We start from the raw sequence: 12,637 nt of genomic DNA on the forward strand, positions 1-12,637 counted from the left end.
CGATTATAGTTGAATGGTTTCGCCTCTTTTTACTAATACTCTGCTTCCATATGGATTGTGCATACTCTCAGGTTTTAAAGTATGGATGGGAACCAACATAGCTGGTTTTATCCGATCGATGATTTCAGCTAGATCCGCTGGTTTTGCATGACCTGATAATGATAACTGCTTAAACTCCACTTGTTGCTTTTCAAATGCTCCTCTAAAAATCGCGTACTGGGGATCAAACTCGCCTAATGGTTGGGCATCACTGTGTATATACAGACCTCCTTTTTGTAATGAATCAACCTCACCAACAAATTGCCAGAAATAATCCGTCGAATCTGCTAATAAAGTTTCGTAAGAATACTCAAGTCGGGGGTCTAATGTACCGATCCGCTCTTTCTTCTCAGCGTAGTAATAAGGGACTTCTCGTTTTGCGACTTTTTGTAAGAGTAAAGCCATTTCTGCTTCGACAACTACTCGTCGTGGGGAAGCATCAATCAAAGCTTCCCAGCGTTTGATATTGGCTGGATAAAAATTGAAAGTCAATTGACGATTCTCGTTTTCTTGGATCATCTTCACTAGTTGCTCCGTCAACGCTCGTTCACTGTCTGGTGATGCCTCATTTTTCTTCTCTTTTTCCGGGAAACTAATGCTGACTCCTTCAAGCATCAATACATCGACCTTCTGTGCCACTTCACAGAAGTTCTCTGTCAAATGTCGATCAAATCCATGAAGTCGAAGGTCACCAGAATAAGCAATCAAAGCAGTTGGTGTCTCGATAAGAAAGGCTGCCGCACCATACGCATCATGATCTACAGGAAACAAACGAATCATCAATTCGCCGATGTGAAGATCCTGACAAGGCGCAATCGTTTTGATCGTTCGTGTATTTCCTTCTATATAAGGTGAAGACAGCAAGAATGTTCCGTTACGATTTAAGCTTTCCAATAAAACTTTGGTTGGTTCTAATGTATACAATGGGATTTCTGGATCAAGATAATTGATCATTTTTGTGTGATCCAAGTGAACATGCGATAAAAATACGGCGGTATTTACAAACTTAGAATCCCTCTTGCGTGTGGTCAATCGCGGATCATAAATATCAATTGCTGGAATAAATCCCACATCTAGTAAAGTCGATAGCTCTTCATTTGGTAAGTTGATTTCAGGGTGATATTCTGTTCCAAAGTCAAAAAAGATTCTATCGTCGCCGTAAGCAACTTCAATGACTGTCCCACCAATCGTCAAGAGCCCACTGTGAAAGGTAATGCTGGTTTTTTGATTAGCCTTTGATCCCATTTTTTGCCACTCCTCGGATGATTTCTTTTCTAAAAATAAAGTAAATAAGCACGATTGGTAATATGGTTAAAGTAGCTGCTGCTAATTGTAAGTGAACGTCACTGCCACTTTCGCTCGTAAATGCAGATAAGCCATTGTTCAATAATCGAAATTTTTTGTCATTTGTGACCAATAACGGCCATAGAAAGGAGTTCCAACTCGAAATGAAAGTCAAAATCCCTACTGTGACCAGTGCTGGCTTGGACATCGGAATAAGGATCTTTTTGATATATTCCATATCAGAAGCTCCATCGATCTTAGCTGCTTGATAAAAGGAACGCGAAATACTTTTCAAGTAATTAGTCAAATAATAAATATAAAAAATACTCGTCAAAAACGGCAAGATCAAAGCTGTATAAGAGTTCAATAAGCCTAAACGTGCGATTGTATTATAATTCGTAAATATGATCGACTCGTATGGAATCATCAACAAAGAAATCAATCCTACCATCACTACTTTCTTGTAACGAAATTCCAAAGTTGCTAAGGCAAATGCTGCAAACAGTGAAGTGAGAACGGTTGCCAATGTGGTCACTAACGATACAAATAAAGTGTTGATGAAGTATTGGATAAATGGCGCTTTTTCGAATACTGTCAAATAATTCACCCATTGAAAGGAATCAGGTATAACAGTTGGTGGAATACTTGTCGCTTCCCGATATGTCATCAATCCACCAAGTATCATATAGATAAATGGAAACACCGTAATGATTCCTAGGAGTGTCAAAAATAAGAGTGAGAGCAATGTAACGATTTTTTTCATCCTTTTCTCCCCACCTTCTTCAAAATCAACTGTTGGAAAAAAGTAATACTTAGAATAAGCAAGAATAAAACAAGTGTTGCTGCCATAGCTAGACCTGGTCTACCTGCAACATGGAACTTATCATAAATGTAAAATACTGCGGTCATCGCACTTTTAGCAATCCCAGCTTGACCACCAAATAGTGCGTAAACTTGCGTATAGATTTTAAACGCACCAATCAAATTGACTGTTAAGAGGAACGTGAGTGTAGGAAGTAATTGTGGCAAAGTGATCTTCACAAAAATCTCCCATTCATTTGCGCCAAACATCTTCGCGATTTTGTAATGCTCTTTCTCGATGTTACGGAATCCCGCTAATAATATGATAATATTGAAAGCTAAACTCGTCCAAATGCCAAAGAGGATCAAAGTCGGCATACTCATTGATACACTATCTAACCAATTCACTCGTGGGAGCCCAAAAAATTCAAGTAAGTAATTGATGAGCCCGTATGATCCGTTGAAAAAATAGCGAAAAACAATACCGATCGCAATTGTACTCGTGATATAAGGCATAAAAAAAATCGCTTCAAAAAATGACTTGTACTTTACTTTTTCAAAAATCACCCACGCAATCGCCAGTGAAAGAATCAAAGCAATTGGTACGACGGTAAAACTGTAGAACGCAGTATTTTTCAACGCGCGGAAAAATACTGGATCACTAAGCAAACGTTGATAATTCTCAACTCCTGCAAATCGAGGATTGATCAATGTCCCTTTTTGAAAGCTCATAAAAAAAGCCCGAAAAAGCGGATAAATATTGAATACAAAAATTGCAAGTAATGCTGGAAGTAAAAAATACCAAGCTTTTAATTGATTTTCAGAATTATAATTTTTCTTTCCCATCAATAGATCCTCTCTCCATCAAAGCTAAATAGGAACACTTTGTGATAAGCTAAGTCAAACGTAACCGTAGTTCCTTCAGTGATCTCATTTTCCACCCCTACGATTGACTTTACTCGCTCTCCTGCGAGTTCAAAGTGTAAAATTCGTTCACGACCAATCAACTCAACACTTTGAATCTTCCCTTTTAAAGGACCACTATCGCTTGGTAAAATATCTTCAGGACGCATGCCTAAGTAATATTTCCCATTTGTGATCGATTTTTTGAAACGTTTTTCGATAAAATGAGTGAGTGGTAAATCAAATGACGCATGTTTGATCCCATCATCGACAACTTCAATTGGTAAAAAATTAATGATTGGATTACCGATGAACTTTGCAACGAATAAATTTTCTGGCTCTAAATAGAGATTTTGAGGATCATCTTCTTGCTGTATCTTGCCATCTTCTAACAAGATGATTTTGTCACTGATCGATAAAGCTTCTTCTTGGTCATGGGTGACAAAAATCGTTGTGATCCCCACTTCTTTCACTAACCTGCGAATCTCTTCACGGATCTTCAAGCGTAATCGAGCATCCAGATTACTTAAAGGTTCATCCAATAATAGGACTTCTGGTTCTTGTACTAACGCTCTCGTGATAGCTACTCGTTGTTGTTGCCCACCAGATAAAGTTCCAGGTTTCTTATTCTGTAACTCTTTGATATTGGTTAATTCCATATATTTTTCAGCAATCGCTTTAGCATCACCTTTTTTCTTTTTATTATCCCCAACTAATAATGGAAACATGATGTTCTCTAAAACAGTCATATGTGGATACAATGCGTAATTTTGAAATACGAATCCGATATTTCGATCTTTGGGCTCCGTTTTTATGACTGACTCCCCCTTAAAACGAATATCACCATCTGTCGGTTGTAACAGTCCTGCGATGAGGTTCAACATTGTCGATTTACCACAACCACTAGGACCTAAAAGACAAACAAGTTCCCCTTTTTCTATCGTAAAATCCACTTGCTTCAATGCTTCAAAGCCATTATCAAAAGTTTTTTGTAATCCGATCACCTCAATCATAAGTGACCCTCCACTCTTCCATATATTTTTATGACAGCTGTTTTCTTTCTATATCTTCATCTTAACGTTCGAATATTTAGATTACATATATTATATGTAAATATCTTGAAAATATTCTCAACTCCTTGTTTTTATGGTTGTTTTTTGGTAAAAATTGAAATCAATGTTATAAAATGATACTTATGAAAACTATTCATATAATATTTCAATAAAAGGATAACAAAGAAAAAATGCTTTATCTATAGCAACATTTAACGTTAAGACAAGAAATAACAGTTGTCTAACAGTTAAACCTCAAAGATTGCTATGGATAAAACATTTTGTTATTTTTTTAATATCAAAAAAATATAGTTTACATATTATTTTTATGGGCAACACAGCGATTCAAATTAATCAATCGATTGAAACACACAAACAATGGATGTTCGAAAATATGTACAAATAAACCGACCACAAAGAGTAAGTACAAAAACTACTCTTTGTGGTCGGTTAGAATGTTTAGTCGATCTATTACTTAATCTCAAATCATTCAATCTGAGTAAGCGCCCTTTGCTTAAAGTTTACGTGCAAAGAATGAAACGATCAATACTAAAATGATTGCTCCGATAAGTGATGGTACGATTGCCATTCCACCGATCACTGGACCCCAAGTACCTAAAAGTGCTTGACCAATAGCTGATCCAACTAGACCTGCGATTACATTCGCAATGATGCCCATTGAAGAACCTTTATTTGTGATTGCTCCTGCAATTGCTCCGATAATACCACCAACGATTAATGACCAAATAAATCCCATAATTGTTTCCTCCTAAAATTCTAAAAAATTAAGTTTATTGTACGCGTGGTTCATTGTTTTCTTTTACTTTTTGCGCACCTTTGCCAACAGCTGATTTTGCTTTGTCAGTTTGTTTTGAAGCAAATTGACCAGTTGATTTTGCTGCATCAGTTACTTTATCTTGAACTGTTTCTTGATCTTTTTCGTATTCTGCTTGTGTTTTGATGTCAACAACATTTACATTGACTTCGATCACATCAAGATGAGTCATTTCATTCACTTCTGTACTGATCAATTCTTTGATTTGATCATAAATGTTTTCGATATCTTTGCCATATTCAACAACTACATCTAAATCAACAGCCACTTGTTTTTTACCAACTTCTGCATTGATTCCAGCAGTCACGTTGTCTGTATTGACTAATTTTTCAGCAATGTTTGAGAAAAATCCACCATCAAGAGTCAACAAACCGTCAACATCTTTCAATGCGTAACCAATGATTTTTTGAATGACTTTGTCTTCATAAGTCAATTCACCTTTTGCTGCAGTGTCAGCAACTGGATTTGTACCTGTAGTAGTGTTCACGTTTTTGAAATCTTTGTTTTCCATATTAAATTCCTCCTATGATTTGAAATATTCATCTAATAATCTTGTTTCTTTTAAATAAAAACCAATACCCACACCAATAGCGGTCATGATCAATATTAAAAGAGTTTTGAAAAATCCAACTGTTAACCATAAAACGGCTAATAGTAAGCCAAGACCCCCAAAGATAATAGGGAGCTTATATAGTGAAAAGAATTCTTTCATTTGTGTGCCCTCCTATTCTACTCGTGAGTGCTGGTTGTCTTCATGTTCTTTTTCATCTTGATAACTACTATAATTGACAGCTACTTTGATCTCTTGTTCTGAACCAAGGACATTGGCAACTTGCTCTCTCACTTCTTGCATCAACATTTCTGTTTTACCAATAAGAGAAGAAGTACGTTTTAGATCGCCTTTTACATGAATATTGATTTTCTGTTTTGTTGATCGTACTTTGACTTTTGGTGATTGAATGAATTCTTCTTCGTGTAGATACGAACGAGTCAGTCCTTCAATGGCTTTTTTATCCAACGTCAATTTTCCATCTTTGTGCTTTAATACGAAGGTTCCTTTCGATTTTGGATAGAAAAGAACAAATAATAAGATGAGAACGACAACAATTGCAAATACGACTGCAGCCCAGAAAATATATTGTTGCATATAATAATTTGTTATCGTAAAAAAGCGAAAACGTTCCAATTGTTCAGGTAAGACATATGGTGCATTAACTAGAGCGATGATCAAAAGTACTGAAAGTAAAATTATGCTTACAATTACACCGATGATCTTTACCCCCTTATTCATTTTCCACCTCCTAAGTATCTTATTTTTTATTTTCAACACATGACCAACAAGTATATCGCTTGAGGAACCTATAGGAATACCTACTTTAAGTAAGCGCTACCAAAAAGTGCAGGCTCAAAATAACTTTGGTACTCTCCCCTGTATAGAAATCTTAAATAACAGTAACAATTATTATATAACTTCTATTGTTTCTTGCTGGCTATACTACAAGAATAGTATTCAAGATTAAAAATTGCAAAGATAATGCTCATTTATATTACAAAATAAAAAATAAAAATGACAAAATACAGCGAGAACCGATAATTTCCCGCTTTCAAACCAAATGTTTTAATCTTTTATTATAAAGGATGATACCCTTTTCAAAAATCATTGAAATATTTTATAATAAGTTGAAGAAAAATGTTAGAATAATAGTAATTTGATTTAGTTAAGCTATTATTCTTAGAAAGAGGTGTCACATGTTAAAAAAATCCATATACGCATTTATAATAACGATTATTTATTTGATTGTTTCCAATGCTGGCAATCTATTTTTTGGGGTGTCAAAAGAATTTAGCTGGACAACTACGTTGTGGGAATCATTATTTTTCTTTTTATTCGTTCTCTTACTACAAAATTATCGAAAGAAATGAATTGACATTTACAAAAAAAAAAGCAATTTAGATTTTTTCTAAATTGCTTTTTTATTTTTATTTATTCATTTCATTTTTTAATGCTTCTGGCATTTTTGGTTCGTAGATAACGAATGTGCAATCCGCACCGATCGTTCCCATTGCATAAGTTGCGATAGCAATCGCCATTGTTGAGATAACCTGCATCATTTGTAATTTCTTTGTTTTTAGACTTGTTAACATATTTACTCTACCCCTTTATTTTTAATAAACATCAACAATGTAGCAATTGCTAGACCTAACAAGAGATATGTACGAATACTGTCACTAGGTAAAAGCACGCCGATCGTTGTGATGAACAGAATGATAAAGACCGTTTTTCTTAATCGGAAAGGTCCTTTTGTTTGATTGATCGTTCGCTCTTTTACGAGTATTCCTAAGCCAACGAATAGAATTCCGAGAACAAACAAAGGACGAGTCAATTCAAAACCAATCGAAGCGGTGATCCAAGGCAAAACAACCAAGAACAGCACACTAAGTATTGTACAAACTGCACTATTACTTGCATGAAATCCTTTCGTTGTCAAACGAACTGAGATGAATACAAGGTGTGTGATGAACACTGCTCCCACAATGTGTAAGAGAAACGCAATCCCATACATCACGATCATCTTGAACAGATCAACAAATAGGATCGATAACCCATATTCCATCTTTGCTTGTTCAATCGGTGAAAGGCCTAATTGTGAAGCGAAATGTCCACTTATTTTCTTTGATAATTTTTCCTCTATTGAAATGTACTCTTCAGTCATCTTTCACGCTCCTTCGCAGTTTATTATACCTATTTTACTAATCTATAGATTATTTTATCAAAAGTGTTTCTAATTTTGTCAAAAGTGCAAAAATCGATGCATTTATGCTTTGGGTGAAAACTCATTTTCAAAGCGAGTGACTAATTTTTTTAAATACCTGGTAGAGACTAAACATTCTTCCCCATTCGTCATGATCACTTTTCGCTCTTTCTTATTGATTTCTGCTATGTTTGCCAAATTGACGACAAACGATTGGTGACAACGACACAAAGAATCACTTAATTTTTCGATTTCTTTGATTTTCCCCGCATACTCAATCATGCGATTGTCCAAGTGTACGATCAGTTTATGTGGTGTTGGACTTGAACTAAAAAAGAGAATTTCATCAACATATAATTTTACATCGACGGCACCGCTTTTTAGCCAGATCTGTTCTCTAGTAGACAACGCAGTATTCATATATCGTTCAATCGCAATATCAATACAACTGATGATTTTTTGTTGCAATTGTTCTTCATTATCTTTGATTATATAATCCAACGCCTCTACCTTATAAAGAAAAGTAAGATAGACAAAATCGGTGTACGTCGTAACAAAAATGATTTTGGCTGTTGGATCATACAGTCGGATCTGCTTCCCTAGTTCTACGCCATTGATATCTGAATTTAAATCGATATCTAAAAAATAGATACCCTCTGTTTTGTTAGTTGATACATAAGATAAAATATCATACGGGTTATCTGCAGCTAGTTGGAACTCAACATCATAATCCATCATCATTACGTAATTTTTAATAATGTTGGTGATGCGGTTACGATGGATCTCTTCATCATCACAAATAAAAATTTTTAACATACTTACCCCTCTACCTCACATATAGTTATGATTTGTATAAACTTATCATCTTGGATCTTTGTATCTAAAAACACATTTGCATTCAACTGGACTAGCTCATCCAGATTTGTCAAACCTATCCCAGAATTACCGGGTTTTGTTGTAAAACTTGCTTTCTTTAAATCATGTAATTTAGGCAAATCACTTGGACAGTTATTGATCAACATAAAGGTACAGTCTTTATGGTCTGCCACGATTGCTAGTTCGATCTCTGGATGTTCAAGTTCTTCTGAGGCTTCAATTGCATTATCCAAAATGATCCCCAGCATCCTTACGAGTACCATCGTAGACACTTCCACATGATTGACCACCTCAGGCACAGAAATGCTCACATGTATCCCTTTCTGGTGTGCCATATATAACTTGCTCATGATCACACTTTTGATTTCTCGGATTTTTATATTCGAAATCGAAGACATCCTGAAAATTTCTTGATCAAAAATCGAACCTGTCGCCTTGATACTATTTCTAAAATAATCCTTTAGTCCTGCTAGATCTTCAGTTTCGATATACTCTTCTAATGAAATAAGAATGTTTTTGTAATCGTGTTTAAATTTTAGAATCTCTAGATAATTTTTTTCAGCTTGTTCACTGTATTCGATCAAGTAACTCATTTGGCGTTTTTGTTCTCTATTTTCATATTCCGTTCTTTTTATGAAAATAAAAGAAAAACAAATGATTGCTGACAACAGCCCATACAATATCATGAATAGCTCATGTGCATCGATCAAATAAATGCGCAAATTAGGAAATCTTTCTATGACCACTAGACTAAAATAGACACAAATCGTCGCTGTCGCAATGACTCCGCTGATTTTCATCGTCAAGAGATCTTTGTAGCACTTTTCTAATAACCGTGTTTTGAAAATATATGCAAAGAAGAAAAAAAGAAGGGTTCCTAAAATCACAGTTAATCTTATATTTAGAACCAAGTGAAGAATCGTATAACTGAAATTGATGATATAATCGGAAAAAATATACAAACAGAATGTGACAGAAGGGATAAATAGCGCAATATAAATATTTCGCCGGAAGTAATAAGTTACGGCACATAAACTAGCCCATAAAACTGCAGTTGCAAAAACATTGATCACAAAATAAAGTGCCATATAGCAAATGATTCCAATGATCGACAAAATGACGTAATACCGATTTTTTAAATGCGTATCCAAATAGCTAGTCACCCAAAAGATGCAAGCCGTTTGAACGATGACAATCAACAAGCTTTCCAGCGTGTCTAAATTCACAAAATGTCCCCCTAATTTAAGTAAGTCCTCACGTACACAACAAACCAAAAACAACAAAGAATTGCTTCATTAAACTATTTTTTTAAAACAAAGCCTAAGTTCTTCATTTTATGTATCTTTCGATAACAAAAACGTTTTAATCCTTTTCAACAAAAAAGATTGTAGCACATTTCACTAGTCTTTTGGATTACATGTTGATTAATAAACTGCGTAGAACTTTTCATTTTTTCGGTACAGCCAATGTTTTTTTCTGAAAGTTATAGTCTATTTACATCTATAGCATGTTGTGCTATAATAGAGTTATTACGGATCATATGTTATACGACATCTTAATTTGTTTTTATGAAATTTAATCCCACTGGCGTAACTAAAGGGTTACAAGGATGTATTAGTGGTTAGGGAATACATTGTTTAAATGAGAAAGAGTTAATATAGAGTAATCGCCTCTTTAGAGGTTTTAAGTAACACAAATGCTTCGTTAGATTGCCTTTTCTTCGGGAAAGGCAATCGTTCAGCTATTTGTTTATCGAAAAACGATAAATAATAATTGAATATCAATATATATTTATTTAAGGAGTTAAACAAATGAAAATACATTCATTATTTTTAAAAACAACTACTATCGGAGTATGTGTCGTTTTCGGTCTATTTGGTCTATTATTTGGTACTCAGTTATTAACCAATGAATCAAACACCCTCTTAGATTGGCAAACCATTCTTATGATTTTAGTCATTTTCACTACTCTGCTATCAGGTATCATCATTGGTGGCATCATTTTTAAATTATTAACAATCGTATCTAAAGACCAGACATTTTCAAAGCATTCCCATCGTTTAGTTAGCTATATCCGGAAAGTAATGATTTTCTTATCACTCAGTGCTTTTGGTATTTTACCAAAATTCTACCAAATGGCAGATGCGGATGACGCTCCTGGATTGATGCTATTAGGCCTTGCACTGGTTTTCTTACCTTTTGCAGGGTTAGTATTAATGAATGTCTTGATCAAAATATTGGAAGAAGCAATTCGTTTGAAGAAAAATGACGAATTGACAGTGTGAGGTGCGAGATGGCGATCATTGTTAATTTAGACGTGATGTTAGCAAAACGGAAAATGTCAGTAACTGAACTAAGTGAGAAAGTTGGCATAACCATGGCTAATCTTTCAATATTGAAAACTGGAAAAGCAAAGGCGATTCGCTTCACTACGTTAGATAAAATCTGTGAAGTTTTAAATTGTCAACCAGGTGACCTTCTTGTCTTTGAAAAAGATAAAGAAATCTAACTATTTCAGCTATTATAAAAATGCAAGCCCCATAATCTCAAGATTTGGAGGACTTGCATTTTTTTATTCGTTATCAAGCAAGCAATTCTTGATAAAAGTTTATCAGATTATGTATCTCCCTTGTTTTAGGGAAAACGGAGATACCGAATATAGGGATATTATATGTTTTATCAATCGTAATATTTGAAATAATACAATCAAAATTCTCATAATTAATTAGATCCTGAGATAATACTTTATTGTTTTTCACGACAAATTCATATTGATTGCCCAACTGGTGTTCTAGCTTGCTGAGCAAATAGTCGTCATATTTAAGGGTAGAATTGGTTATGACTAATGCACGAACATGTTTATTATCTTCGAATTTTTTTATTAGATCTGGCCAGTACAATAATATTTCTGTAAATACAGTTGTCGCAAATTCTTCGAAATCATTTAGTAGAATATTATGCGTATGGACGTAATGTTTTAACTTATTCCATAATCGAAGTTGGATTTTATTCATTTCTGAGTGAGTGTTTTTTAAAAAAAGTGAGTGCTTTTGGTAATTTATGGAAAATGGCACCGTATTTTGTTGTAATAAAATAGTGATCTTGTGGAAGATCTTTGTTTTGTCTTCGCATACAATTCCATATTTCTCTTCCACCTCTTTGATGAAGCTATCTAATGCAAGTATAATGGGATTTTTTTGATTCAAAGTATCTATATCGAATAATTGGAAAATAAACGGTTGATCGAATATAAACCGTGCCAAGTGCTCATTAATCAATTCGTTCTTCTTAGGTAGGTGCAATTGCTTAGTTGTTAATATTTCGTACTTGAATTTCTTTGTTTTTTTACTGTTTGAAACTAGCGCACTATCATTTTGGAGCAATAGTATACGGCTCGCAATCCAAAAATGAAATATTTTTTTCTCTTGTGGCTCCAAACTAATCAGCGTTTGTTGCAAGTTATTTTCTTCAACAAACTCCTGTGCTAGTTGAGTAACAATCAACCGAAAAGTCGCAGGGAAAGCATCCTCAAAATAATGATATTTTTCCATTAAGAACTGTACAGTCATTTCAGTAATGATTTGGTCGTTACCAACAAGCTTAATCAATGCTTGTACTTTCAGATCAAAACTTTGTAACATCGGATTGATTTTATCGACAATTCGTCGCAAGGTACTTTCAGAAATAAATAAATAGTCTGCTAATTCTAGATAATTCTTAAACTTATGTAATAATATAGCTTCTAAGTAACGATATTCGATCGACTCTTGCTTGATCACTTGATAAATATAATCTTCTGTTACATGAGGTAGAATTGTTGCTTTAACCCCTTCTTCTCGTGTCATTTGAATGGTAATATCACTGGCATAAGAGTTAAGATCAAGTAAGTCATTCCTCAAAGTTTTTGCTGAACAACCAAGTAAATTTTCTAAGTCGTTAAAACGATAGGTATTGCCTTCAAATAAGTACTCTAGTAATTTCAATTGTCTTTTTAATTTTTTTGACAAAATTTTCAACATTTCTATTCACCTCACTAACAAATAAAAAACACTCAAATTTGGGTCTCCCCTCCTTTGAGTGTTTCCCTTATTTAA

15 protein-coding genes are annotated in these 12,637 nt (G+C 34.3%); 2 read left to right on the forward strand and 13 right to left on the reverse strand.

Annotated elements, in window-relative coordinates:
* Positions 1-3 precede the first annotated feature (3 nt).
* The 12 genes from IGJ19_RS07240 to IGJ19_RS07295 all read right to left on the reverse strand — a co-directional run bounded on the left by IGJ19_RS07240 (position 4) and on the right by IGJ19_RS07295 (position 9,769).
* Positions 4-1,284, reverse strand: coding sequence for an MBL fold metallo-hydrolase (locus IGJ19_RS07240; protein ID WP_430604550.1), 1,281 nt, complete (start codon positions 1,282-1,284; stop codon positions 4-6).
* Positions 1,268-2,086: a carbohydrate ABC transporter permease gene (locus IGJ19_RS07245; protein ID WP_430604551.1), complete on the reverse strand. Its 819-nt coding sequence runs from the start codon at positions 2,084-2,086 to the stop codon at positions 1,268-1,270. The genes IGJ19_RS07240 and IGJ19_RS07245 overlap by 17 nt, the downstream gene beginning before the upstream one ends.
* Positions 2,083-2,970 (reverse strand): carbohydrate ABC transporter permease, encoded by an 888-nt coding sequence (locus tag IGJ19_RS07250; RefSeq protein ID WP_430604552.1) that lies wholly within the window; start codon positions 2,968-2,970, stop codon positions 2,083-2,085. The genes IGJ19_RS07245 and IGJ19_RS07250 overlap by 4 nt, the downstream gene beginning before the upstream one ends.
* On the reverse strand, positions 2,970-4,040 hold the full coding sequence (locus IGJ19_RS07255) for an ABC transporter ATP-binding protein (RefSeq protein WP_074799084.1): 1,071 nt from the start codon (positions 4,038-4,040) through the stop codon (positions 2,970-2,972). The genes IGJ19_RS07250 and IGJ19_RS07255 overlap by 1 nt, the downstream gene beginning before the upstream one ends.
* Positions 4,041-4,593: 553 nt before the next feature.
* Positions 4,594-4,836: a GlsB/YeaQ/YmgE family stress response membrane protein gene (locus tag IGJ19_RS07260; protein ID WP_010735387.1), complete on the reverse strand. Its 243-nt coding sequence runs from the start codon at positions 4,834-4,836 to the stop codon at positions 4,594-4,596.
* A 34-nt stretch (positions 4,837-4,870) separates the two neighbouring features.
* The gene (locus IGJ19_RS07265; protein WP_019724584.1) at positions 4,871-5,425 is read right to left on the reverse strand and encodes an Asp23/Gls24 family envelope stress response protein; all 555 of its coding nucleotides are present in this window, start codon (positions 5,423-5,425) and stop codon (positions 4,871-4,873) included.
* Between the two features lie 12 nt (positions 5,426-5,437).
* Positions 5,438-5,626, reverse strand: a complete 189-nt coding sequence (locus IGJ19_RS07270) for a DUF2273 domain-containing protein (protein ID WP_065096371.1) — start codon at positions 5,624-5,626, stop codon at positions 5,438-5,440.
* A 12-nt stretch (positions 5,627-5,638) separates the two neighbouring features.
* Positions 5,639-6,205 carry an alkaline shock response membrane anchor protein AmaP gene (amaP, locus tag IGJ19_RS07275; protein ID WP_071867427.1) on the reverse strand — a complete coding sequence of 189 codons (567 nt, stop codon included), beginning with the start codon at positions 6,203-6,205 and terminating at the stop codon, positions 5,639-5,641.
* A gap of 689 nt (positions 6,206-6,894) precedes the next feature.
* Entirely contained in the window at positions 6,895-7,059 is a 165-nt protein-coding gene (locus IGJ19_RS07280; RefSeq protein WP_010735382.1) for a cyclic lactone autoinducer peptide, read from the reverse strand.
* 2 nt (positions 7,060-7,061) lie between these two features.
* Positions 7,062-7,628 (reverse strand): accessory gene regulator B family protein, encoded by a 567-nt coding sequence (locus IGJ19_RS07285; RefSeq protein ID WP_071867428.1) that lies wholly within the window; start codon positions 7,626-7,628, stop codon positions 7,062-7,064.
* A gap of 102 nt (positions 7,629-7,730) precedes the next feature.
* Positions 7,731-8,483 (reverse strand): LytR/AlgR family response regulator transcription factor, encoded by a 753-nt coding sequence (locus IGJ19_RS07290; protein WP_071867429.1) that lies wholly within the window; start codon positions 8,481-8,483, stop codon positions 7,731-7,733.
* A gap of 2 nt (positions 8,484-8,485) precedes the next feature.
* The gene (locus tag IGJ19_RS07295) at positions 8,486-9,769 is read right to left on the reverse strand and encodes a GHKL domain-containing protein (protein WP_071867430.1); all 1,284 of its coding nucleotides are present in this window, start codon (positions 9,767-9,769) and stop codon (positions 8,486-8,488) included.
* A 585-nt stretch (positions 9,770-10,354) separates the two neighbouring features.
* Between IGJ19_RS07295 and IGJ19_RS07300 the strand changes: the two genes are divergently transcribed.
* Together IGJ19_RS07300 and IGJ19_RS07305 are read left to right on the forward strand one after the other, a co-directional pair.
* The gene (locus IGJ19_RS07300; RefSeq protein ID WP_195513249.1) at positions 10,355-10,828 is read left to right on the forward strand and encodes a DUF2975 domain-containing protein; all 474 of its coding nucleotides are present in this window, start codon (positions 10,355-10,357) and stop codon (positions 10,826-10,828) included.
* Between the two features lie 8 nt (positions 10,829-10,836).
* Positions 10,837-11,052 carry a helix-turn-helix domain-containing protein gene (locus IGJ19_RS07305; protein WP_019723937.1) on the forward strand — a complete coding sequence of 72 codons (216 nt, stop codon included), beginning with the start codon at positions 10,837-10,839 and terminating at the stop codon, positions 11,050-11,052.
* 73 nt (positions 11,053-11,125) lie between these two features.
* Here IGJ19_RS07305 and IGJ19_RS07310 read toward each other — a convergent pair whose 3' ends face one another.
* Positions 11,126-12,562, reverse strand: a complete 1,437-nt coding sequence (locus IGJ19_RS07310) for a helix-turn-helix domain-containing protein (RefSeq protein ID WP_071867432.1) — start codon at positions 12,560-12,562, stop codon at positions 11,126-11,128.
* Positions 12,563-12,637: the final 75 nt, after the last annotated feature.

The organism is Enterococcus sp. DIV1368b, assembly GCF_050529595.1.
In the GTDB taxonomy this organism is placed as follows: Bacteria; Bacillota; Bacilli; order Lactobacillales; family Enterococcaceae; genus Enterococcus_B; species Enterococcus_B mundtii.

Coding starts and splice junctions, on each gene's coding strand:
- IGJ19_RS07310 (WP_071867432.1), bottom strand. CDS start 12,562: ATGTTGAAAATTTTGTCAAAAAAATTAAAAAGACAATTGAAATTACTA.
- IGJ19_RS07260 (WP_010735387.1), bottom strand. CDS start 4,836: ATGGGATTTATTTGGTCATTAATCGTTGGTGGTATTATCGGAGCAATT.
- IGJ19_RS07265 (WP_019724584.1), bottom strand. CDS start 5,425: ATGGAAAACAAAGATTTCAAAAACGTGAACACTACTACAGGTACAAAT.
- IGJ19_RS07255 (WP_074799084.1), bottom strand. CDS start 4,040: ATGATTGAGGTGATCGGATTACAAAAAACTTTTGATAATGGCTTTGAA.
- IGJ19_RS07305 (WP_019723937.1), top strand. CDS start 10,837: ATGGCGATCATTGTTAATTTAGACGTGATGTTAGCAAAACGGAAAATG.
- IGJ19_RS07290 (WP_071867429.1), bottom strand. CDS start 8,483: ATGTTAAAAATTTTTATTTGTGATGATGAAGAGATCCATCGTAACCGC.
- amaP (WP_071867427.1), bottom strand. CDS start 6,205: ATGAATAAGGGGGTAAAGATCATCGGTGTAATTGTAAGCATAATTTTA.
- IGJ19_RS07240 (WP_430604550.1), bottom strand. CDS start 1,284: ATGGGATCAAAGGCTAATCAAAAAACCAGCATTACCTTTCACAGTGGG.
- IGJ19_RS07245 (WP_430604551.1), bottom strand. CDS start 2,086: ATGAAAAAAATCGTTACATTGCTCTCACTCTTATTTTTGACACTCCTA.
- IGJ19_RS07285 (WP_071867428.1), bottom strand. CDS start 7,628: ATGACTGAAGAGTACATTTCAATAGAGGAAAAATTATCAAAGAAAATA.
- IGJ19_RS07270 (WP_065096371.1), bottom strand. CDS start 5,626: ATGAAAGAATTCTTTTCACTATATAAGCTCCCTATTATCTTTGGGGGT.
- IGJ19_RS07280 (WP_010735382.1), bottom strand. CDS start 7,059: ATGTTAACAAGTCTAAAAACAAAGAAATTACAAATGATGCAGGTTATC.
- IGJ19_RS07250 (WP_430604552.1), bottom strand. CDS start 2,970: ATGGGAAAGAAAAATTATAATTCTGAAAATCAATTAAAAGCTTGGTAT.
- IGJ19_RS07300 (WP_195513249.1), top strand. CDS start 10,355: ATGAAAATACATTCATTATTTTTAAAAACAACTACTATCGGAGTATGT.